Raw genomic sequence first — 22,375 nt, forward strand, 5'->3', positions numbered from 1 at the left:
AAGCCGCAAACTGTAGGTCGGGTTAGCCCAAAGGGCGTAACCCGACGGGCCTCGCACCCCACCCATGGGCGCAAAATAGCGTCGTCCCCGGGACTCGCGGGATCACGCGGCATTCTCCGGATGCTCGCTGGACGGTCTTAGTGGGCCGTTTTCGGGCCTGTCCGCGGGGCTGGATTTCGGTCGTTTCCTCTGGGTTTCATGGCTTTGGGGCTGCCTGCTCGACGGTCTCGATGGCGTCGGTAGCCGTCTCCCGAACCTCCGGATCCGGATCGTCGAGGCAGGGCCTGATCAGGTGCAGGATGCCGGGTGCGCCGGTCAGCGAGAGCGCATGGCAGGCGTCGGCGCGGATGCGCGGCTCCTGGTGCCGTGTCAGCGGGGCCAGGCTGTCGGCCAGTCCCACGAGCAGACCACCGGTCTCCTGCAACTCCTCCAGGGTCGCCATCACCCCGATGCGTACGCTCAGGCCGCTTTCGGGGTCACCGAGGAGGTCCACGAGGCGGGGCAGTAGCGCGGGGTCCTGTTGCACGCGGTCGGCCACCTGCGCCCGCCGTCCCGTGGCGAGGAGATCGGACAGATAGTAGGTCATTCCGTCTTCCCGACCGGCCAGATCGGCCCAGTGCCGTAACTCGGCCACAGTGTGCAGGCCAGACAATTCGAACGGGCCGATCCGCATCCATGGGACCGCGCGCACGCCGAGTTCCCGGGCCAACGCGGGCTGGACTGCGATATTCACCACCTCGAGCCGCCCCAGGGCACCCTCCTTGATCAGGCTGCCAAGTCCCTCCAGCACCCCGGCGCAGTGCGGGCAGCCGGGCGCGACCAGCAGGAGGGCCTCGACCGCGGCACCGGTGGTTTCGGTTGTCTGGCTCATCTTCGGCTCCCGGCCCGTTTTCGCGGCGCCATGTGATCTTGCGGATCGACCATGCCCGGAAACGAATGGATGCAGCGGCTTCCTGGCGGGTCCAGTGGCGGAGCATAGCCGCTGTGTGGGAATTCTTCTTGTTCCGTAGAGCCACGGTCCCGGGAGGAGGGAGCGCGCCGGGGAAAGGTAGAATGGGGATGCCCTGGGCCTCGCTGTCTTGGGGAATCCGACGATCGCAGGGGAGGTGCTCGATATGCCGGGAATGCGCCGGAGGTCCGATCTGCCGATGAAGGTCTGTGCTGCCTGCGGCCGGCCGTTTTCCTGGCGCCGGAAATGGCGCGACTGCTGGGATGAGGTCCGTTACTGTTCCGACCGCTGCCGTCACGCCGTGAGGCGGTTTCGGGGACAGGGTTCCGGGCCATGAGGACCCTGCGGTTCGTCCTGGGTGATCAGTTGTCCCGGGGGCTGAGTGCACTGGCCGGTCTTGATGTCGAGCGTGATGTCGTGCTTCTGGTCGAGGTCCAGGAGGAGGCCACCTACGTACGGCATCATCAGCAGAAGATCGCGCTGGTACTTTCGGCGATGCGCCATTTTGCCGACGAGCTGCGGGCCGAGGGCGTTGCGGTCGACTACGTTCGCCTCGACGATCCCGCCAACACGGGTTCGTTTACCGGCGAGCTCGGCCGCGCGCTCTTGCGACACGCCGTCGACCGGGTGGTGGTGACGGAGCCCGGTGAGTGGCGGGTTTTCGAGAGGATGCGGAGCTGGAGCCATGCTTTCGGCACGTCGATCGAGATTCGCGAAGACGATCGCTTCCTCTGCTCGCACCGGCGGTTCGAGGCGTGGGCTAAGGGCCGAAAGGCCCTGCGCATGGAGTTCTTTTACCGGGAGATGCGCCGCGAGACAGGTTGGCTGATGCGGGAGGGCGAACCCGAGGGCGGGCGCTGGAACTTCGACCCGGAGAACCGCAAGGCGCTCCCTCGCGATGTTGTGCCGCCGTCCCGGCTTCGGTTCCCGCCGGATGCGATCACGCGGGAGGTGATGGCGCTGGTGGCACAGCGCTTCGGCGACCATTTCGGAGAACTGGATAGTTTCGGGTGGGCGGTGACCCGGAGCGATGCGCTGGAGGCGCTGGCCGAATTCATCGCGGTCGCCCTTCCGCGCTTCGGCGACTACCAGGACGCGATGCAGCGTGGCGAGGATTTTCTCTTCCACGCGCTCCTGTCGCCGTGCATCAACATCGGCCTGCTGAGTCCCCGCGAGGTGTGCGAGGCGGCGCTGTCGGCCTGGGCTCAGGGCGAGGCGCCGCTGCCGGCAGTCGAGGGATTCGTGCGCCAGATTCTCGGTTGGCGGGAGTACGTGCGCGGCCTCTACTGGCTTCGGATGCCCGGCTATGCGGCCACGAATTTTCTCGAGGCGAGCCGACCATTGCCGGCCTTCTACTGGACGGGCGAGACTGAGCTGCGCTGTCTGCGTGAGGCCATCGAGGGCACGCGGCGGAACGCCTATGCCCATCACATCCAGCGGTTGATGATCACCGGCAACTTCGCGCTGCTGGCAGGCATTGCACCGGCGGAGGTCGAGGCCTGGTACCTGATCGTCTATGCCGACGCCTTCGAGTGGGTGGAATTGCCAAACACCCACGGGATGGCCCTGCACGCCGATGGGGGTCTGCTGGGCTCGAAGCCCTACGCGGCCTCCGGGGCCTACATCGATCGCATGTCGGATTATTGCGGCCACTGCATCTATCGCCCGAAGATCAAGCTTGGTGCGGATGCCTGTCCGTTCAATTACCTGTACTGGCATTTTCTGATGGAAAACCAGCGGCGGCTCGCCGGAAATCCGCGGATGGCCATGCCTTACCGCACGTTGGCCCGCATGACCGTGGAGCGGCGCGACGAAATCGCCCGCCAGTCGCGGGAGTTCCTGGCGGGTTTGGATCCGAGTTGACGGTCATGTCCCTGCGCCACCCCTGGCGATGAAAAGCCGCAAACCGTAGGTCGGGTTAGCCCAAAGGGCGTAACCCGACGGGTCTCGAACCCACCCATGGCTGCGGGGCAGCGTTGTCCCCGGCGCCCCGGCACGTCGGGTTACGCTACGCTAACCCGACCTACTGGGCTACTGGGCCGGTTTGGTAGTGTCTTTACCAGGCACCGGGGAATGAGGGGGCGAGAATCTCCGGGGCGGTGGATCATGGCGGGTTATTCCCCTATGCTACTTGCCTGATCTGCGGGCCAGGCTCACTGGCGCGCTCCATTTCGGGTCCGTTGGGGCGGTTCCGGGGTGGATCCACACAGGAAAGGGGGCCTATCGTTCGTCGTGAATCCTTACGCCATTTTCCTGCTCTACCTGCTGGCCATTCTCGGCTTCGTGGCGGTAACGCTGCTGATGAACCGTATGCTGGGGCCGAAGCCCGTGGCGTCGGCGATGAAGCTGGATCCGTTCGAGTGCGGTGCCGAGCCGGTGGACCGGATGAACGTGAAGGCCGTGCCGGTGAAGTATTACGGTATTGCCGTGGTGTTCATCCTGTTCGAACTGGAGACGGTGTTCCTGTTCCTGTGGGCTCTCGGTGCCCAACCGCTCACCGGGACCCTACTGCTGGTGTTCGGCTTCTTCCTGCTGCTGCTGGTGCTGCTGGTGCTGTATGTCTGGAAGTCCGGTTTGCTGGAGGACGTTCGCACATGAAGAAAAGCCTTCGTAAGGCGGAGTGCCGCAGTGTCATCCGCTGGAGGGACATGTCCGCCTCCCTGGGGTTCCTGGCCACCGGCACGGTGGAGGCAGGCCTTCGGCCAGTTCCGCCCTACGCATCACAGGTGGCGAGACGATGAACGAGGTCAACGAAAAATCGGGCGCCTTCGAGTACCTGACCACCCGGAAGGACGAGCTGGTCGGATGGGCGCGCAAGTTCTCGATCTTTCCCTATCCGTTCGTCACCGCCTGTTGCGCGATGGAATTCATGTCGGTGAGTTCGACCATGTACGACACCGACCGCTTCGGCGCCGCGCTGCCGCGCTTTTCCCCGCGCCAGTCCGATCTGCTGATGGTGGTCGGCACCATCACGCACAAGCAGGCACCGATCCTGAAGAAGGTCTACGAACAGATGTGCGAACCGAAATGGGTGATGGCCTTCGGCGTCTGCGCGTCCAGCGGGGGGTTCTACCGAAACTACGCGGCGCTGCAGGGCATCGACAAGATCATTCCGGTGGACGTCTACATCCCCGGCTGCCCACCCCGTCCGGAGTCGGTGATCGACGGGATCATGCAGCTGCAGGACAAGATCGCCAACGCCAGCCACCCCATCGTCAACGAAAAGTTCTGAACATGAGCCAGGGGCTTCTCGAACGACTGCGGGAACGGCTTGACGGAGACGGCCGCGAGCCTGTCTTCGCGCACGGTCTGCTCGCCGTGCAGCTGCCGCGCGAGGCGCTGCTCGATACCGTGAAGCTGCTGAAGGACGAGTTCGGGTTTGACATGTTCCTGGACGTGACCGCGGTGGACTGGCCGAAACGCGAGCCCCGCTTCGACGTGGTCCATCACTTCTACTCCACGCACGATCACGTGCGGGTGCGTCTGAAGATGGCCGTGACCGAGGCCGACCCGGTGGTGGATTCGCTGGTGGACCACTATGGCTCCGCGCATTTCATGGAGCGCGAGTGCCACGACATGTTCGGCATCGCTTTCCGCGGCAACGCGGATCTGCGTCCCATCCTTCTCTACGAGGGCTTCGAGGGTCACCCGCTGCGCAAGGATTACCCCAAGGAGCTCGAACAGCCGCTGGTCAGGTACCGCGAATGAACGATGTGAGCGAACGAACGAGGGCCGGCGGTATCGAAGCGGGCGTGCCTGGGTCATGACCATGCCTGGCGCAAACCAAGGCACCGGCCTGCCGCCGGTGGAGGAGACGCTGCGCAATCCCGTGCGCCCGGCCTTTGATCGCCCCTCCACCGAGGATGGCGTGATCGTCAGCATCGGGCCGTCGCACCCCGCGACCCACGGTACGCTGCAGATCATCGCCGAACTCAGCGGCGAGCGGGTGGTGCGCGCCGACGTCCACTGCGGCTACCTGCACCGTGGCTTCGAGAAGGAGTGCGAGGCACACACCTGGCACACACTGATCCCCTTCGTGGACCGCCTGAACTATTGCTCGGCCCTGATGAACAACTTCGCCTACTGCGATGCGGTCGAGACCCTGATGGGGGTGGAGATCACGCCGCGCACCCGCTACCTGCGCACCCTGCTCGCCGAATATTCGCGCATTGCCGACCACATCACCTGCATCGCGGCCTCGGTGATGGAGATGGGGGCGATGACGGCTTTCCTCTACCTGATGACCATCCGCGACTACATCTACGAGCACCTTGCCGATCTGACCGGCGCACGCGTCACCTATAGCTACGGGCGCATCGGCGGGCTGGCGAACGACCTTCCCGAGGGCTGGATCAAGCGTCTGGAGGAGATCCTCGACGAGTACGAGGTCTACGTCGGTCGCATCCACGGACTGCTGGACCGCAACCGCATCTTCATCGACCGGACCCGGGATGTCGGAGTGCTGACGACCGAAGAGGCCATCCACTGGGGCTTCACCGGCCCGATCCTGCGCTCCACCGGCGTTGCCCGGGACCTGCGCAAGGACACGCCGTACCTCGCCTACGACGAGCTCGATTTCGAGGTGCCGGTGGGCATCAAGGGCGACAACTACGACCGGTACTTCGTGCGCATGCGCGAGATGGACGAGTCGGTGTACATGATCCGGCAGCTGATCGAAATGCTACCCGACGGTCCCATCAACGTCGACGACCGCCGTTGCACCTTCCCGGAGAAAAGTCTCGTCTATTCCGAGATCGAGTCGCTGATCAACCACTTCAAACTGGTGATCGACGGGCCCCAGGTGCCCGCCGGCGAGGTCTACCGCGCCCACGAGGCAGCCAACGGCGAATTGGGCTTCTTCCTGGTCAGTGACGGCAGCGGGACGCCCTACCGGGTGCACGCGCGCGCACCCAGCTTCGTGCACATGGGCGGGCTGCACCGGTTGCTGGAGGGCTACCAGCTCGCGGACATCGTATCCACCTTCGGCACCGTGAACATGATCGGTGGGGAGTGCGACCGGTGAAGCACCTGATCCCTGAATTCGAGCGCATGAAGACCCGGCTGCCGCCGGGTCACGATGCGACGCTGCTGGTCCCCTGCCTGCGCCGTATCCAGGAGGACCGCGGTTTCATCGATAACAGCGACATCGACGGGCTGGTCGAGTACCTGGGCATTCCGCGCATCCAGATCGAGGAAGTCCTGTCGTTCTACGGCATGCTCCGGCGCAAGCCGATCGGGCGCTGGCACCTCCAGGTCTGCCGTAACGTGTCCTGCTCGATGCGCGGCGCCGAGCGCCTGATCGATGAGCTCATCGGAAAACTGGGCGTCCAGCCGGGCGAGACCACCGCGGATGGCCGCTTCACCCTTTCAACCGTCGAGTGCCTCGGATCCTGCGGCACTGCGCCGGTGGTGATGGTGAACGAGGCCTATCACGAAAACCTGAGCGCCGCGGATCTGGACGCCCTGCTCGAGAGGCTGGACTGAGATGACCGGGCGCAAGGTATTGATGGACTTCGAGGTCACGCCGACCTCGCACTCGCTGGACGACTACCGTGCGCGCGGCGGGTACGAGGCGCTGGAAAAGGCCTTGCGTACCATGAAGCCCCGCGAGGTGACGCAGGAGATCGTCGATTCGGGCCTGCAGGGGCGGGGCGGGGCGGCTTTCCCGGCCGGGCGCAAATGGCAGGGGATCGATCCCGACGACGGCCAGCCGCATTACCTGATCGCCAATGCCGACGAAGGCGAACCCGGTACCTTCAAGGACCGCTGGGTGCTGGAGTACACCCCGCACACCCTGCTCGAGTCCATGCTCCTCAGCTGCTACGCGCTGGGTGTGCGGCACTGCTTCGTGTACATCCGCGGCGAATACGACCTGCCCTGGCGGCGCCTGGATGCCGCGGTGGAGGAGGCCTATGCCGCGGGCTACTTCGGCGAGAACATCCTGGGCAGCGATTTTTCCTGCGATCTCTTCGTATTCCGCGGCGCCGGGGCCTACGTCTGCGGCGAGGCCTCGTCGCTGCTCGGTTCCATCGAGGGTACGCGGGCCTTCCCGCGCAACCGGCCCCCGCGCATGACCGTTCGCGGCCTCTACCAGGCGCCGACCGTGGTGAACAACGTCGAGACCCTGGCGACCATTGCCTGGATCATCCGCAACGGCGCCAGTGCCTTCCGGGAGGTTGGCACCGAGAAGAGCCCGGGGACCCGGCTGATCTCGATCTCCGGGCACATTGCGCGTCCCGGCGTCTACGAGGTGGAACTCGGGTATTCCTGGGCGAAATTCCTGCACGAGGACTGCGGCGGCGTGCTCGACGGCCGGCCACTGAAGGCGGTGATCCCCGGCGGGATCTCGTCGCAGGTGCTGACCGGCAAGGACGCGAAGGTCCTGACCGCCGGCGAGGTCGAGGGCTTGACGCTGGATCACGAGAAGCTGCGCTCGGCGGGTTCGTCGCTGGGCTCGGGCGGGATGATCGTGATCGCCGAGGGCACCTGCATGGTCCGGCTCCTGCAGATCATGCTGCGCTTCTACCACCACGAGTCCTGCGGCCAGTGCACGCCCTGCCGCGAGGGCACCGGCTGGATGCACCGGATCATCGATCGCATCGTGGCCGGCGACGGGCGGGCCGAGGACCTCGAGCGACTGAACTACATCGCCGGCTTCAACGACGGCACGACCATCTGCGGTCTCGGTGATGCTGCGGGCTACGCGGCCACCGCGATGCTGGACAACTTCCGCGACGAGTTCGACTACTTCATCGAGAACAAGCGCTCCAAGTTCGCGGGGAACCTGGAATGACCGCGATCTTCATCAACGGGCAGTCGGTGGAGACGGGGGATCACACGACCGTGCTCCAGGTCGCACTGGCGAACGGGTTCCACATCCCGCATTTCTGCTGGCATCCGGAGTTGTCGGTCGTCGGCAACTGTCGGGTCTGCGTGGTCGAGCACGAGGGCCGCGGGGTCGGGATCGCCTGCAACATGCCGATCAGCGACGGCATGCGCGTCCTCACCGATTCCGAACCGGTGCGCGCGCAGCGCAAGGCGATGCTGCAGTTCATCCTGCTGAACCACCCGGTGGATTGCGGTATCTGCGACAAGGCGGGCGAGTGCTCGCTGCAGGACTATCACTACGAGTACAACGGCGAGACGGCCATTTCGGGCGATGCGAAGCTGCATTCGACCAAGTTCTTCCCGCTGTCCGAGCGGATCATTCTCGACAACGAGCGCTGCATCCTCTGTTCGCGCTGCGTACGCTTCACCCGCGAGATCTCGAAATCCAACGTGCTCGGGCTGGAAAACCGGGGCGACAGCATGCTGGTGCGGCCGGCCGAGGGGCGCTCGCTGGATGACGATCCCTATTCCGACAACGTGATCGACATTTGCCCGGTCGGGGCGCTGCTGTCGCGCTCGTTCCTGTATCAGGCGCGGGTCTGGTACCTGGAGCCGACACCCTCCGTGTGCCCGGGCTGCGCCCGCGGCTGCACGGTGCAATTCTGGCACCGCAAAGCGGAGTGGCGTCTCAGCGGGCTGGACGAGCGGCATAATACCCGCGTCCATCGCGTCACGGCGCTGGAAAATCCCCGCGTCAACGGGCCGTGGATCTGCAACAAGGGTCGCGACCTCCCCGAATTGCTGGACCGCCCAAGGGCCACGCAGGCGCTGCAAAAGGGGGCGCCGGTGTCCCTGATGCAGGCGATCGAGACCGCACGGGGCCTGCTCGACCAGGCGGGCAAGCGCGTGGCGCTGGTTTCGAGCTGGGGCTCGAACGAGGAGTTGCGGGCCTTCCGCAACTCGCTCGGTGATTATTTCACCAGCTTCGTGAAGCCCGACCATCTGCCCCTGGAGGGCGAGGTGGTGGAGGACGACCTGCTGATCCGGGCCGACAAGAATCCGAATACCCGGGCCGCCCAGGATCTGTTCGGGACGGCCGCCGCCGAGATTCCGGATGACACGGAGCTGGTCCTGGTCTGGGGCGAGGGGGTCGATTTCGGGACGCTGCCGCGTGGCGTGAAGATCCTGTTCCTGGGTTCGTGGCTGTTGCCGGAGAACGGGCATGCCGATGTCTTTATCCCGATCAGCATCCAGACCGAGCGGCGCGGTCATTACACCAACTTCGAAGGGGTGGTCAGCCCCTTTGAAGCCTGTCAGCCGCATCGGGACGGTGTGATCGACGCCGAAACGCTGTTTCCGCTGCTCTCCGCGCCGGGCGGGTCCGCGTCGGGCGGGGGTGCCGCATGATGCAGGATCTGGTCGTGCACGGCGTCTTCATCGTCTATGCCGTGCTGATGCTGATGACCGTCGGGCTGGTTCTGACCTGGGTGGAGCGCAAGCAGGCGGCGATCATGTCCGATCGCATCGGCGCCAACCGTGCCTACCTGCGCATCCCCTTCACCCAAGTGAAGCTGATCTGGTGGGGACTTTTCCACGGTCTCGCTGATGGGCTGAAGATGCTGCTGAAGGAGGACTGGCGGCCGAACTCCTACGACCGCATGGCCTACGCGGTCGCGCCCTGGTTCGCCTTCGTCCCGGTGATGGCGGTCTTCGCCGTGATCCCCTTCGGCGGGGAGCTGGTGCCGGGCACGTTCTTCGGCTGGTTCGAGGGAACCTCGGAGTGGTTCGGGGACCGGAGTTACGCGATGCAGGTGGCGCCACTGGACGCGGGTCTGCTGATCGTGTTCGCGCTCGGCGGCATCGCGGTGATCGGTGCGATGCTGGCCGGCTGGTCGTCGAACAACAAGTTCTCACTCCTCGGCGCGGTGCGTGCGGGCTCGCAGATGATCTCCTACGAGCTGGTGATCGGCCTGACGATTGTCGGCCTGATCCTGATCTACGGGACGGTGAACCTGGTCAGCATCGTCGAGCAGCAGTCCGGCGTCCTGTTCGGCTTCATCCCTGCCTGGGGCATCTTCCTGCAGCCCTTCGCAGCGATCCTGTTCCTGGTCGCGGCGCAGGCCGAGAACCAGCGCATTCCCTTCGACCTGCCCGAGGCGGAATCGGAATTGATTGCCGGCTACTTCACCGAATACAGCGCGATGAAGATGGGCCTGTTCATGTTCGCCGAATTCATCCACATCGCGATCATCGCCGCCCTGTTCACCACGCTGTTCCTCGGCGGTTACAACCTGCCGTACATGACCGACGCCGGCTTCCTGCTGCCCGGCGGCTTCGAGATCGCGCTGCCGCACGTGCTGGTGGTGCTGCTGCAGATCACCGTGTTCTGGGTGAAGGTCTTCCTGATGTGCGGCTTCCTGATCCTGGTGCGCTGGTCCTTGCCACGCTTCCGCTACGATCAGCTGCTCAGCTTCGCCTGGCGCTTCCTGCTCCCGCTGGCCTTGATCAACCTCGCCATCACTGCCGTCGCCGTGTGGGCGATCCAGGGGATCGGCGCATGAAGAAGGTCATCGATCGGCGCCGCAAATACTGGAACGAGCCGACCCTCGGTTGGTGGGAGCGTTTCTACCTGTTCGAGGTGCTGCGCGGGTTTTCGATCACCGGCGGCGTCTTCCTGCGCAACATGAAGCGCTGGATCACCGGTGGCAAGGGCGCGCTGACCGCCTACTATCCCGAGGAGATCCGCGCGGACTACGCCGCGCACAACCGCGGCAAGCACGTGCTCACCCAGCGCCCCGACGGACGCCCGCAGTGCATCGCCTGCAATCTCTGCGCGACCGTGTGCCCGGCCCGAGTGATCGAGATCGAGGCCGGTTTCGACCCCGACGACCCGGCGCACCCGAAATACCCGAAGCGCTTCGAGATCGACTACTCGCGCTGCATCTTCTGCGGCTTCTGCGTGGAGGTCTGCCCCGAGGACGCGATCCGCATGGTCCGGCAGGTGCCCGGGCTGCCGGTGCCCGACCGCGATCACGGCATGTGGCTGGGTCGGGAGGAACTGCTGACCTGGCAGCCGGCCCGCGATCCGGCCAAGCCCTACCCGCCGAAGGAGGGTCCTAAGTGACCATCGAGACCGTCTTCCTGATGGTGTTCGCCCTGGGTTCGCTGACCGGCGCGGTGGCCATGTTCTTCCTGCGCCATCCGATGCGCGTGGCGCTCGCACTGATCGGCACCATGGTTTCGCTGGCCGCAATCTACGCCCAACTCGGCATGCACGTGATCGCGGTATTCCAGGTCCTGGTCTACGTCGGCGCGGTGATGGTGTTCATGATCTACGCGATCATGCTGCTGGACGTGCGCGATCGCTCGTTCACCGAGCGCTTTTCGCCCTTGCTGGTGGCCGGTCTGGCGGGTCTCCTGCTGCTCCTGGGGGTGCTGATCGACGGCCTGTTGCGCGGCCAGCCTTTCCCGGCCGTGGACGTGCCGCCGGATGCCTTCAGTGTCAGCACCTTCGCCATCGTCTTCATGGAGCAGTTCTGGGTGTACTTCGCGCTGACCGCGGTTCTGCTCCTGGTGGCGGAAATCGCGGCCAGCGCGGTGATCGACATCCGTCGTCGGGGGCAGGACGTGGCCGCGGTCCGGGCCGAAAGGGGGGATGACCATGGATGACACCACCTTTCTGCTGGCACTGTCGGGCATGTTGTTCGCCCTCGGGCTGGTCGGCGTCATCGTCCGGCGCAATCTGCTGGTGATGCTGATGTTCCTGGAGTTGATGCTCAACGGCGTGATCCTAAGCCTCGTGGTCTTTACCCAGATGCTCGGAGCGGAGGCCGGCGCGGTGCTCGTGTTCCTGGTCTTCGTGGTCGCCGCCGCCGAGATCGCAATCGCGGTGCCAATCCTGCTGCTGCTGGTGCGCACCGGACGCACGCTGGATCCCGGCGCCTACGCCGGCCTGAAAGGATAACGGGCGATGAACGGACTCCTGACGCTGCTCGTTCTGCTGCCGCTCGCCGGCTTTCTCGTGAACGGGCTGCTCGGCCGCCGCCTGGGGCCGGTCTTCGTGAACGTCGTCGGCGTGGGCCTGCCGCTGGCCGCCTTCGGCGTGGCCGTCTGGGCCTGGCGGATCCTCGAGGCCGGGGGCGGTGAGCCGCTGATCGAGACCGTCTTCACCTGGGCGCTGGTCGGCGAACATGTCTTCGAGGTGTCCTTCTACCTCGATCGCCTGAGTGCCGTGATGGCGCTGATCGTCACCGGGGTCGGTGCGCTGATCCACATCTACTCGATCGGCTACATGAAGGGCGACGAGAGCTACGCGCGTTACTTCGCCTACCTGAATCTGTTCCTGTTCTTCATGCTGCTGCTGGTGCTGGGGCGCTCCCTGCTGGTGCTGTTCGTCGGCTGGGAGGGCGTCGGGCTTGCCTCCTACCTGCTGATCGGCTTCTGGTTCCAGGACGTCGACAAGGCCCGCGCCGGGCGCAAGGCCTTCATCACCAACCGCGTCGGCGACGCCGGCTTCCTGCTCGGGATGTTCCTGATCTTCACCGCCGTCGGCACGCTGGAGATGGACCAGATCAACGAGGCCTTTGCCGGCGGGTTGATTCCCGTGGGCATTGCCACGGCTGCCGGCATCCTGCTGTTCATCGGCGCCACCGGCAAGTCCGCGCAGATCCCGCTGCACGTCTGGCTGCCGGATGCGATGGCGGGTCCGACGCCGGTCTCGGCGCTGATCCATGCCGCGACCATGGTCACCGCCGGGGTCTACCTGGTCGCGCGCATGTCGGGCGTGTACCTGGAGGCACCGGCTGCCTCTACGCTGATCGCGGTCATCGGACTCCTGACGGCGTTCCTGGCGGCGACCATTGCGCTGGTGCAGACCGACATCAAGAAGGTGCTGGCGTACTCGACCATCTCCCAGCTCGGCTTCATGTTCCTCGCCCTGGGCGTGGGCGCCTACGCGGTCGCCGTCTTCCACCTGTTCACCCACGCCTTCTTCAAGGCGGCGCTGTTCCTGGGTGCCGGCAGCGTGATCCACGCCCTCAACGGAGAGCAGGATATCCGCCGCATGGGTGGGCTCTCGCGCCGCATTCCCTGGACCTCCGGGACCTTCCTGGTCGCGACCGCCGCGATTGCGGGGCTGCCGCCGCTGGCCGGATTCTTTTCCAAGGACGAGATCCTCTGGTTTGCGCTGGCGAGCGGGCAGGGTGGAGCGTTCTGGCTCTGGCTGCTGGGTTCCGTGACTGCCTTCCTGACGGCCCTGTACATGTTCCGGCTGTACTGGCTGGTCTTCCTCGGGCGCTCGCGCATGGCCCCCGAGGTGGCGGAACACGTGCACGAATCGCCGTGGCCGATGACATCCGTGCTGGTGGTCCTTGCGGTGTTCTCGGTGATCGCCGGCTGGTTTGCGCTGCCGCAGTATCTGGCGCCGCTGCTGCCCGCCCCGGATCTGCGTTTCGATTGGCCCATCCTGCACTGGGCGCTGATCGTATTCGCCGTGCTCGTCGCGGTCGCGGGTCTGGTTGCTGCCGGCGTTCTGTACGGGAATGGTGGCCGGCGCGCGGAGGCGATCGAGCGCCGGTTTGCGCGGCTCTACCGCGTGCTGGCCGGCAAGTATTACGTCGACGAGATCTACGAGCGTCTCCTGCAGCGGCCCTGGCTCTGGATTTCCGACCGGGTCTTCCTGCGACTGGGGGACCGGATTCTGCTCGACGGCTCGCTGCACGGCCTCGCGGCGCTGGCGCGGCGCGGCGCGGAAGTCCTGGCGCGGGTACAGACCGGCAGCCTCCACTGGTATGCATGGATGACCCTGCTCGGGCTTGTGGCGGTGCTGATCTGGATGTGGCGATATGTCTGAGGCCCTCGCGCTGAATCTTCTGCTGTTCCTGCCGGTGATTGGTGGGGTCCTGCTGCTGGCGTTGCCCGAGCGCCGGGCGGATCTGGTGCGCGGCCTGGCCATGGTGGTGCTGCTGGCGCAGCTGGCGCTGGCCGCCTGGCTGTACCTCCGCTTCCAGGCGGGCGTGCCGGGACTGCAGTTCGAGACCAGGCTGCCCTGGATTCCCGCCTGGGGCGTGCACTACCACATCGCCCTGGACGGGCTGAACCTGTTGCTGGTGCTGCTCACGGCCTTCCTCGGGCCGATTGTCGTCGCCGGTGCCTTCACCTCGATCACCAAGGACGTGAAGCTGTTCCACGGCATGGTGATGTTCATCCAGTTCACCATGCTCGGCACCTTCCTGGCCCAGGACCTGTTCCTGTTCTACGTGTTCTGGGAGGCGATGCTGATCCCGATGTTCCTGATGATCGGCATCTGGGGGGGCGAGCGCCGCATCTACGCGACGCTGAAGTTCTTCCTGTACACGGCCTTTGGCAGCATCCTGATGCTGGCCGCGATCATCTATCTCGCCCATACCGTGCTGAGCGCCGACGGTACGCCCTCGTTTGCCTTCGCGGACCTCTATGAGCTTGGTCTCGGTGTACAGGTGCAGACGCTGCTGCTGGCCGCGTTCGCGCTGTCCTTCGCGATCAAGGTGCCGATGGTCCCGCTGCACACCTGGCTCCCGGACGCGCACGTCGAGGCCCCGACCGCGGGTTCGGTGATCCTGGCGGGCGTGCTGCTGAAGATGGGCACCTACGGCTTCCTGAAACTCGGCTTTCCGCTGTTTCCCGATGCGGCGCTGCTGGCGACCCCGCTGATCATGACCCTGGCGGTGATCAGTATCATCTATGGCGCCGGCCTCGCGCTGGTGCAGGACGACATCAAGAAGATCATCGCCTACTCGTCGGTCAGTCACCTGGGCTACGTGATGCTGGGGCTGGTCACCTACAACCTGCTCGGCGTGCAGGGTGCGATCATCCAGATGGTCAGCCATGGCCTGGTCGCGGGCGGGCTGTTCCTGATGGTGGGCATGATCTACGAGCGCTGCCACAGCCGCGACCTCGCGGATTACGGTGGCCTCGCCAAGCTGCTGCCGGCGTACTCGGTCTTCTTCATGATCCTGACCCTGGCCGCGATCGGCCTGCCGACCACCAGCGGGTTCACGGGCGAGTTCCTGGTGCTGCTGGGGGCCTTCCACTCGGCCTGGCCGCAGTTCGAGCAGGGCGTCAGCTACCCGCTGGTGCTGGCCTCGCTGGCGGTGCTGGGCATCGTGCTCGGTGCGCTCTACATGCTGCGGCTCGCGCGCCGCCTGCTGTTCGGGGAGGCACGGGCGCCGGTGGCCGGCCTGCGCGACCTCAGCCTGCGGGAGATGGGCATCCTGGGTGTGCTGGTGCTGGCAGTGTTCTACATCGGCCTGTTCCCGAACGACTTCCTGCAGAAGACCGAGCAGGCAGCGATGGAGTACCAGGAACGGATTCTTGCTGCGCGCGACGGGGAGGTTGAGCGATGACTCCGGAAGGCCTGTTCGTCGCCGCATTGCCCGAGCACCTGCTGCTGCTCGGGATCCTGGCGATTCTCGTGATCGACCTGGTCTCGGACCGGCCGCGCGATCCGTTCCTTCCGGCCCTGGTCACGGTGCTTGCAGCCGCCGGAGCCGCGTTCTGGTTGCACCGGATCGGCTATGTCGGGGCGCCATTTCCGGGCCAGTTCTCGGTCGGGTCCGACGCGCTCGCCGCGAAGGCCGTGCTGTTCGTCCTGACCGTGCCGGTGCTGTTCCTGGCGCGTGCCGAACGCCTGGACAGCCGCGTCGCGATGCTGCTCCTCGCCTCGCTGTACGGGGCCGGTCTGATGCTTTCGGCGGACAGCCTGCTGATGCTGTTCTTCGGCCTGGAACTGCTGTCGCTGCCGCTGTATGCGCTGGTGGTGCTGGCGTTCCGGCGTCCGGAGAGCGCCGAGGCGGCGATGAAGTACCTGGTGCTGGGCGGCGTCGGCACGGCGGTGCTGTTGATGGGGATTTCGCTGACCCTGGGGTCCACCGGCGGCCTGTCCGTCGAGGACTTCCGTGCCGCGCTGGCCGCCGACGACTTCCTGGCCCGGGGCGCGGTCGTACTGGTGGTCGCGGCATTCATGCTGAAGGCGGCGGTGGTGCCCTTCCACGCCTGGGCGCCGGACGCCTACGAGGGTGCCAGCGTCCCGGTGACCGCCTACATGGCGACGATCGTGAAGGGTGCTGTGATTCTTGCCCTGGTCCGGCTCTTTGGTGATGCGGGCGCCGGCCCGGAACTGCTCGCGGTGCTGGTGGCGCTGCCGCTTCTGTCCATGGTCTGGGGCAATCTCGCAGCGATGCGCCAGCAGGGCTTCCGTCGTCTGATTGCCTATTCCTCGATCGCACACGCGGGGTATCTGTTCTTCGCGCTGCTGGGCGCGCCCGAGGGACGCTTTGAGGCCGTCACCTTCTACGTGATCGTCTACGGCCTGACCAATATGTTGGCGTTTGCCTGCCTGCCGAAAGGCGAGGACTGGCTGCGTGACCGCCTGGACAGTCTGAAGGGGCTCTATCACCGGGATCCGCGCGCCGCGATCCTGATCGCGGTCGCGATGCTGTCGCTAGCGGGTATTCCGCCATTCCCGGGCTTCGTCGCCAAGTTCCTCATCTTCCGAACCGTGATGGAGGCGGGACTGGTCACCGTCGCCGTGGTCGGCCTGGTCGCGAGTTATCTTGGCATCTACCTCTACCTGCGCGTGATCCAGTACATGTTCATGAGTCCGGAACCCGCCCGGGTCCACACGCAACCGGCGACCGGGTTCGCGGCCACGGCTGCGCTGCTGACGCTGGCGGCGGTGCTGCTGGTCGGGGTCTTTCCAGGGGTTGTCCTCGGCTGGCTCTGAGCCGGCAACGCGCTGGATCCGGCCCGGCGATGGCGGCGGCGTGCCAGACCCGCGGGCTCCGAGCTTCCCTGGATCCTGAAACAGACGACGGCCGCGGGGGCAGTCTCGCTGGGGTCAGGAGGCCTTGCTGGCCTCGGGCGCGCCGAAGCGATCCTCGAGGTAGCGAACGATGTCCGAGGACTCGTACATCCACTCCACACGCCCGTCCGGGTGGGCGATGCGGAGGCAGGGAACCTGGAGTTTGCCGCCTTCTTCCTGCAGGGCCTTGCGGTGGTCGCCCGTGGGCTGGGCATTGCGCAGCTCGATGTTCAGGCCCAGTCGTCGGATGGTCCGCCGCGCCTTGATACAGAACGGACAGGCGGGGAACTGGTAGAGGGCAAGATTCTCGGTTTCGGCGTCGACCCGGGCCTGCTCGGCTGGATCGCGCTCCATGCCTTTCGGTGTCGTCAACTTGTCTCCCAGCAACAGGAAGGGCGTCAGCACCACGCGCAGCGCGCGGAAGAAATATCGGATCAGGATTCGCATGGCGGGAGAGAATGCCACGTCTTGGCGCGGCCAGCCAGTTCCGGCGCGTGTGGCCTGCTCAGCCGCTGCAAGCCTCCGGCGTCAGGCCAGGCTGCGGAGGGAGCCTGGATCCTCTGCGTTCAGCGGCCGATGAGGCTCGCCACCTGGCTCGGCTGGCAGTTCAGGTAGGCTGAGGAGGCCAGCCATTCCTGGTCCGGGTAATACTTGAACATGAATTGGCCGCCCTTCAGGCTGTCCACGACCATCTCGGCTATTTCAGGCCGCACAGCGGGGCATCCCTGGCTTCGGCCGATGCGGCCCTGGCGCTCGATCCAGGCAGGGTCGACGTAATCTGCCGAGTGGATGACGATCGCGCGCTCGCGCGCCCTGTCGTTGATACCAGGCTCCAGCCCATCCATCCGCAGGGAATAGCCGTGCCGGCCGAAGTAGCTCTCCTCGGTGCGGAAGAGGCCGATACTCGACTGGTGACTGCCCCGGATGTTGGAAAACTGGGTGGCGAAGTTGTCGCCGGAGTTCTGGCCATGGGCGACGAAATCCTCCAGCAACAGGGTTTGATCGCGCAGGTCGAAGATCCACAGGCGCGGTTCCGAGGACGGCAGGGAGAAGTCGATGACGGCCAGGCGATCGGCCGGTTCCATCCCGCTGTTCACCGCGCAGGTCATCGCCGCGACCGCCATCGACAGTGCGTCCTGCTGCAGGGCCGGGGCCTCCGAAGCCAGTTTCTTCAGCAGCGCAGAGTTGGGAGCTGGTTCGGCCAGTGCCGGCGACGAAAACAGCCCGATGGTTACCATGGCCAGCAGTAGCCGGCGAAATGTCTTGTACATTCGCGTTCTTCCCCCTCGTTCCGACTAGTGAATGTCTTAGTCGGGCTGGCGCAGGCGTGCCGTTGTCATCCCTTGCTGAACGCGCCGCCACCGTGCATGGTCACAACGATATGGACGTCTGCGCGGACCGCGGCTGATCTCGGGTGCAACTTTGTTACCCAGTACCAGATGCAAAAATTCAAGCAGGCATCGTAACACTATGGCAACGGGAGAAAAACCTCAGGTGGCGGCATTCCCGATCATCGTCCTGCTGGTTGCCTTCGTCTCTTCAGGTGCAGTCCTGGCGGACGACCGTGACCACCCTGTGGTCGCTTCGCTTATTGAAGCTGCGCTGGAGTCGGCGCTGGAGGAGCGGAGTGTTGCGCTCGGCAAGCCTGCGTCGGCGCTCTTCAGCACCCTGGACGCCAAGGCCTGGTTTTATGCAGACCGCGGTTTCGCGCCGGCCTGGGATCGGAATGAGCGCCTGCAGCGCCTGGTTTCGGCTCTCGAAGGCCTTGAACAGGATGGTCTGGAGCCGGATCTCTATGGTCTTGCCGAACTGCGCAGTCGCGCGGCAGGGGAAGTGCAGGGTGTGGACGCGGTCGCCTGCACCGACCTGCTGGCGACACGGGCCTATCTGAACGCGTTGCTGCACCTGGCGCTGGGACGGCTCGATCCGGCGCAGGTGGATCCGATATGGCGCTCCGGCCGCGCGCCGGCGCTGGATTCCCAGCGCCTGCGGGTCATCATGCTGGCGGGAAAAATGGTGGATGATCCCGAGGGCGCAATCCAGCGCGTCCGGCCGGATTTCCGGCAATACCAAGACCTGCGCAGGGCCTATGCAAGATTGGCAGCCCAGGAGCAGCCGGCCGACTTGCCGCAGATTCCGAAGGGTCCATTGCTGCGTGAAGGGATGAGCGATCCCCGGGTGCCGTTGCTGCGCCAGCGCCTGGCCGCTTCCCCGGCGACCCAGGCGGAGCCGATGCCTGCCGAGTCCGTGCACGACTCCGTGTACGACGCGGAGCTGTTCGAGGCAGTGAAGGCTTTCCAGCATGCCCATCACCTTCAGGTCGATGGGATCGTCGGTCCCGAGACGCTGGCCGCGTTGAATGTGCCCTTTGCCGACAGGTTGGCTCAAATACGGGTCAATCTGGAACGGCTGCGTTGGCTGGCGCGCGAAAAAGAGGACAACCTCGTGCTGGTGGATATTGCGGGCGCGGAGATCAGCTATTTCCGCGCGGGTACGGTGGTCTGGAGTGCCCGAACCCAGGTGGGGCGTCCATCGCGGCCGACGCCCCGGCTGCGTTCGGAAATCACCCACCTGACCTTCAACCCGACGTGGACCGTGCCACCCACCATCCTGCGCAACGACAAGCTTCCGAGTATTCGGGAGGACATCGGCTATCTGGAGCGGAACAGGCTTCGGGTGCTCGACTATGCCGGCAACAGGCTAGATCCCAAGGAGATCGACTGGGACAATCCCAGCGGCTTCATGCTGCGTCAGGACCCGGGCCCGGATAATGCGCTTGGCCGCGTGGCCATTCGCTTTCCCAATCCGTTCCTCGTGTATCTGCACGATACGCCCAGTCAACGGCACTTTGCGGCAGACCGGCGTGCCCTCAGTTCCGGCTGCGTGCGCGTCGAGCGGCCCATGGAACTCGTGGATCTGTTGATGGCGGACGGCAGCGACGCCGGGCCGGATCATGCCGGGAGACTCGTTGCCGAGGATCGCACGCGGAATTTCCATCTTGCACGGCCGGTTCCCATTCTTCTCGCCTACTGGACGGTAGACGCCGATGCCGATGGGAATGTCCGCTTCAGGCCGGACATCTACCGTAGCGATGAGCGGGTCGCGCGCGCCCTGGCCGAGCAGACGGTCGCCGCCCGGTCACCGCCGGGCCTTTGTTCCCGGCTGGCGGCGGTTTCGCCTTAGGGTGCTGTTTTTTGCCACGAAAATGGCCCCCGAAGGCCGTTTTTGGCGGTATTTTTGAGGCTTTTGTGATTTGAGAACAAGGGCTTGGCTTGGTCCGACCCCGTTGGGGATGTATGCTCGGGGTTGTTGAGGGCGCACTGGGAGGTCATCGCGATGGACGTGTTGGAATTGCTGGGTGACGAGGTGGAGCCACTCCTGCAGCACGAGTGCAGGGGGATTCCGAAGGATCTGCTGCAGGTCCCGGGGCCGGACTTCGTGGATCGGGTTTTTGCGCTTACGGACCGCTCGCCGGTGGTGCTGCGCAATCTGCAGATGCTGTTCAATACCGGAAGGCTTGCCGGCAGCGGCTATCTCTCCATTCTGCCGGTGGACCAGGGGGTGGAGCACTCGGCGGGTGCCTCGTTCGCGCCCAACCCGATCTATTTCGACCCCGACAATCTGGTCAGGCTGGCGATCGAAGGCGGCTGCAGCGCGGTGGCGTCGACGCTCGGCGTCCTCGGGTCGGTGTCCCGCCGGTACGCGCACCGGATTCCGTTCCTGGTCAAGCTCAACCACAACGAACTCCTGACTTACCCTGCGATCGCGGACCAGACGCTGTTCGCGTCGGTGGAGCAGGCCTTCGACCTGGGAGCCGTCGCCGTGGGGACCACGATCTACTTCGGTTCGGAGGCGTCGCGCCGGCAGATCGAGGAAGTGAGCGAGGCCTTCGCCCGCGCCCACGAACTGGGGATGGTCACGGTGCTGTGGGCGTATCTGCGCAACGATGCCTTCAAGAAGGGTGGGGTCGACTATCACGAGTCCGCGGACCTGACCGGACAGGGGAACCACCTGGCTGCGACCATTGGCGCGGATATCGTGAAGCAGAAGCAGGCCACCAACAACGGCGGCTACAAGGCCATCGGCTTCGGGAAGACGCATCCCGGGGTCTATGACACCCTGACCTCGGAGCACCCGATCGATCTGGTCCGGTACCAGGTGGCGAACTGCTACATGGGCCGGATCGGTCTGATCAACTCGGGCGGGCCGTCCGGCGAGAACGATCTGCAACAGGCGGTGCGGACGGCCGTCATCAACAAGCGCGCGGGCGGCATGGGCCTGATCTCGGGCCGCAAGGCCTTCCAGCGGCCGATGGCCGAGGGGGTCGATTTGCTGAACGCGATCCAGGACGTGTTCCTGTCGAAAGACATCACGATCGCCTGAAGGCGGAGGTCTTCCGGCATCCCGCATGGCCCGCAATACCTGACGGGCTGAATCGACGGTCGCCTGGCGACAGAAGTGCCGGGGGGCCGAGATACTGGCATGATGGCGGACGATGGCGGGACCCGTGCTGCCCCGCTGCCAACGGGGACGCGCCATGTTCGGTGAAAGCTTCATCCTGTTCCGGGTCCTTGGCTTCGAGATCCGGGCGAACGTCACCTGGCTGTTCCTTGCGCTGCTGGTTACCTGGTCACTGGCGGCGGGTTTTTTCCCCTTCGTCTACCCGGATCTCGATCCCTATACCTATTGGGCGATGGCCCTCGTGGGGATGCTGGGCCTGTTTTTCTCTCTGTTGTTCCATGAACTCGCCCACTCGGTGGTCGCGCGGTCGTACGGACTGCCGGTGCGTCGGATCACCCTGTTCCTCTTCGGCGGTGTTGCCGAGATGGAGGCCGAGCCCAAGGAACCGCGGATCGAGTTCTGGATGGCCATCGCGGGACCCATTGCGAGCGTGGTGCTCGGTGCGGCGTTTTACCTGCTGGCGCACTTCATGGTTGCGGTCGGTGTGCCCGAACACGTCGCCGGTGTGGCCCGCTACCTCGGGTTCATCAATCTGTTGCTCGCGATCTTCAACATGGTTCCGGGGTTCCCGCTGGATGGCGGCCGCGTGCTGCGCGCCGCCCTATGGCAGTGGACGGGCAATATCCGCATTGCAACCCGCTGGGCCTCGCGCGTGGGGCAGGGTTTCGGGCTGCTGCTGGTGGCGCTGGGACTCGCGGCCTTCATTGCCGGCAACTTCGTCGGGGGGATGTGGTGGTTCCTGATCGGACTGTTCGTGCATGCTGCAGCCACCGCCGGTTATCAGCAACTGCTGACCCAGCAGGCGCTGCAGGGCCGGACGGTATCGCGATTCATGACCACCGATCCGGTGACCGTCCCCGCCGGGACCTCGGTGCGTGAGTTCGTGGACCAGTATCTCTACCATCACAATTTCGACCGCTTTCCGGTGGTCAGGGGCGACCGGCTGCTGGGCGCTGTTGGGCTACCGGAGGCGAAGGAAGTGCCGCGCGAAGACTGGGAGCGGACGCGCATCGAGGACGTCTGCCAGGGTGTTGCCGAGGAGAATACGGTGGCGGCGGATGCGGATGCCAACGAGGCGCTGACTCGCATGCAGCAGGCCCGGACGGGACGCCTGATGGTGACCAAGGGCGAGCGGCTCGTCGGTATCCTGGTATTGAAGGACCTGCTTCGCTTTCTCGATCTTCGGGCGGAGCTGGAACGCGACTGAGGCAGCGCGCGTGTTGCATGGGAGCCTAAGCATCCTGGATGCGACTCAGCAGGGTTCGCGCTGCAGCAAGAGGGATGCAACGCACTTGCCG

Annotated in this window: 22 protein-coding genes; 19 read left to right on the top strand and 3 right to left on the bottom strand. The window is 65.3% G+C overall.

What is annotated here, in order from left to right; all coding sequences use genetic code 11:
* Positions 1–196 precede the first annotated feature (196 nt).
* On the bottom strand, positions 197–871 hold the full coding sequence (locus EA346_RS02060) for a HEAT repeat domain-containing protein (protein WP_296755005.1): 675 nt from the start codon (positions 869–871) through the stop codon (positions 197–199).
* Between the two features lie 253 nt (positions 872–1,124).
* Between EA346_RS02060 and EA346_RS02065 the strand changes: the two genes are divergently transcribed.
* The 16 genes from EA346_RS02065 to EA346_RS02140 all read left to right on the top strand — a co-directional run bounded on the left by EA346_RS02065 (position 1,125) and on the right by EA346_RS02140 (position 16,538).
* Positions 1,125–1,286, top strand: coding sequence for a DUF2256 domain-containing protein (locus EA346_RS02065; RefSeq protein ID WP_296755007.1), 162 nt, complete (start codon positions 1,125–1,127; stop codon positions 1,284–1,286).
* Positions 1,283–2,812: a cryptochrome/photolyase family protein gene (locus tag EA346_RS02070; RefSeq protein WP_296755010.1), complete on the top strand. Its 1,530-nt coding sequence runs from the start codon at positions 1,283–1,285 to the stop codon at positions 2,810–2,812. The genes EA346_RS02065 and EA346_RS02070 overlap by 4 nt, the downstream gene beginning before the upstream one ends.
* Before the next feature lie 369 nt (positions 2,813–3,181).
* Positions 3,182–3,547: an NADH-quinone oxidoreductase subunit A gene (locus tag EA346_RS02075; RefSeq protein ID WP_296755012.1), complete on the top strand. Its 366-nt coding sequence runs from the start codon at positions 3,182–3,184 to the stop codon at positions 3,545–3,547.
* 139 nt (positions 3,548–3,686) lie between these two features.
* On the top strand, positions 3,687–4,181 hold the full coding sequence (locus EA346_RS02080) for an NADH-quinone oxidoreductase subunit B (protein WP_296755015.1): 495 nt from the start codon (positions 3,687–3,689) through the stop codon (positions 4,179–4,181).
* Positions 4,182–4,183: 2 nt separating this feature from the next.
* Positions 4,184–4,657: an NADH-quinone oxidoreductase subunit C gene (locus EA346_RS02085; protein WP_296755020.1), complete on the top strand. Its 474-nt coding sequence runs from the start codon at positions 4,184–4,186 to the stop codon at positions 4,655–4,657.
* Positions 4,658–4,718: 61 nt separating this feature from the next.
* The gene (nuoD, locus tag EA346_RS02090) at positions 4,719–5,972 is read left to right on the top strand and encodes an NADH dehydrogenase (quinone) subunit D (protein WP_296755024.1); all 1,254 of its coding nucleotides are present in this window, start codon (positions 4,719–4,721) and stop codon (positions 5,970–5,972) included.
* Positions 5,969–6,433 (top strand): NADH-quinone oxidoreductase subunit NuoE, encoded by a 465-nt coding sequence (gene nuoE / locus EA346_RS02095; RefSeq protein WP_296755029.1) that lies wholly within the window; start codon positions 5,969–5,971, stop codon positions 6,431–6,433. The genes nuoD and nuoE overlap by 4 nt, the downstream gene beginning before the upstream one ends.
* Before the next feature lies 1 nt (position 6,434).
* Entirely contained in the window at positions 6,435–7,742 is a 1,308-nt protein-coding gene (nuoF, locus tag EA346_RS02100; protein WP_296755034.1) for an NADH-quinone oxidoreductase subunit NuoF, read from the top strand.
* The gene (locus tag EA346_RS02105) at positions 7,739–9,184 is read left to right on the top strand and encodes a 2Fe-2S iron-sulfur cluster-binding protein (RefSeq protein ID WP_296755040.1); all 1,446 of its coding nucleotides are present in this window, start codon (positions 7,739–7,741) and stop codon (positions 9,182–9,184) included. Before nuoF ends, EA346_RS02105 begins: the two co-directional genes overlap by 4 nt.
* On the top strand, positions 9,181–10,338 hold the full coding sequence (locus EA346_RS02110) for a complex I subunit 1 family protein (protein WP_296755043.1): 1,158 nt from the start codon (positions 9,181–9,183) through the stop codon (positions 10,336–10,338). The genes EA346_RS02105 and EA346_RS02110 overlap by 4 nt, the downstream gene beginning before the upstream one ends.
* Positions 10,335–10,901 carry an NADH-quinone oxidoreductase subunit I gene (locus EA346_RS02115; RefSeq protein ID WP_296755045.1) on the top strand — a complete coding sequence of 189 codons (567 nt, stop codon included), beginning with the start codon at positions 10,335–10,337 and terminating at the stop codon, positions 10,899–10,901. Before EA346_RS02110 ends, EA346_RS02115 begins: the two co-directional genes overlap by 4 nt.
* Positions 10,898–11,446, top strand: a complete 549-nt coding sequence (locus EA346_RS02120) for an NADH-quinone oxidoreductase subunit J (RefSeq protein WP_296755048.1) — start codon at positions 10,898–10,900, stop codon at positions 11,444–11,446. Before EA346_RS02115 ends, EA346_RS02120 begins: the two co-directional genes overlap by 4 nt.
* The gene (gene nuoK, locus EA346_RS02125) at positions 11,439–11,741 is read left to right on the top strand and encodes an NADH-quinone oxidoreductase subunit NuoK (protein WP_296755050.1); all 303 of its coding nucleotides are present in this window, start codon (positions 11,439–11,441) and stop codon (positions 11,739–11,741) included. The genes EA346_RS02120 and nuoK overlap by 8 nt, the downstream gene beginning before the upstream one ends.
* Before the next feature lie 6 nt (positions 11,742–11,747).
* Entirely contained in the window at positions 11,748–13,628 is a 1,881-nt protein-coding gene (nuoL, locus tag EA346_RS02130; RefSeq protein WP_296755053.1) for an NADH-quinone oxidoreductase subunit L, read from the top strand.
* Complete coding sequence (locus EA346_RS02135; RefSeq protein WP_296755057.1) at positions 13,621–15,159, top strand: NADH-quinone oxidoreductase subunit M; 1,539 nt, start codon at positions 13,621–13,623, stop codon at positions 15,157–15,159. The genes nuoL and EA346_RS02135 overlap by 8 nt, the downstream gene beginning before the upstream one ends.
* On the top strand, positions 15,156–16,538 hold the full coding sequence (locus EA346_RS02140) for an NADH-quinone oxidoreductase subunit N (RefSeq protein WP_296755060.1): 1,383 nt from the start codon (positions 15,156–15,158) through the stop codon (positions 16,536–16,538). Before EA346_RS02135 ends, EA346_RS02140 begins: the two co-directional genes overlap by 4 nt.
* Positions 16,539–16,652: 114 nt before the next feature.
* Here EA346_RS02140 and EA346_RS02145 read toward each other — a convergent pair whose 3' ends face one another.
* Both EA346_RS02145 and EA346_RS02150 read right to left on the bottom strand, forming a co-directional pair.
* Positions 16,653–17,063: a glutathione S-transferase N-terminal domain-containing protein gene (locus EA346_RS02145; protein WP_296755062.1), complete on the bottom strand. Its 411-nt coding sequence runs from the start codon at positions 17,061–17,063 to the stop codon at positions 16,653–16,655.
* Positions 17,064–17,182: 119 nt separating this feature from the next.
* On the bottom strand, positions 17,183–17,887 hold the full coding sequence (locus tag EA346_RS02150) for a murein L,D-transpeptidase catalytic domain family protein (RefSeq protein ID WP_296755066.1): 705 nt from the start codon (positions 17,885–17,887) through the stop codon (positions 17,183–17,185).
* Between the two features lie 223 nt (positions 17,888–18,110).
* Between EA346_RS02150 and EA346_RS02155 the strand changes: the two genes are divergently transcribed.
* The 3 genes from EA346_RS02155 to EA346_RS02165 all read left to right on the top strand — a co-directional run bounded on the left by EA346_RS02155 (position 18,111) and on the right by EA346_RS02165 (position 22,284).
* The gene (locus EA346_RS02155; protein WP_296755067.1) at positions 18,111–19,799 is read left to right on the top strand and encodes a L,D-transpeptidase family protein; all 1,689 of its coding nucleotides are present in this window, start codon (positions 18,111–18,113) and stop codon (positions 19,797–19,799) included.
* 153 nt (positions 19,800–19,952) lie between these two features.
* The gene (locus EA346_RS02160; protein ID WP_296755069.1) at positions 19,953–20,999 is read left to right on the top strand and encodes a class I fructose-bisphosphate aldolase; all 1,047 of its coding nucleotides are present in this window, start codon (positions 19,953–19,955) and stop codon (positions 20,997–20,999) included.
* Between the two features lie 154 nt (positions 21,000–21,153).
* Positions 21,154–22,284 carry a site-2 protease family protein gene (locus tag EA346_RS02165; RefSeq protein ID WP_296755071.1) on the top strand — a complete coding sequence of 377 codons (1,131 nt, stop codon included), beginning with the start codon at positions 21,154–21,156 and terminating at the stop codon, positions 22,282–22,284.
* Positions 22,285–22,375 lie beyond the last annotated feature (91 nt).

This window comes from Thioalkalivibrio sp., assembly GCF_007692535.1.
Classification (GTDB): Bacteria; Pseudomonadota; Gammaproteobacteria; order Ectothiorhodospirales; family Ectothiorhodospiraceae; genus Thioalkalivibrio.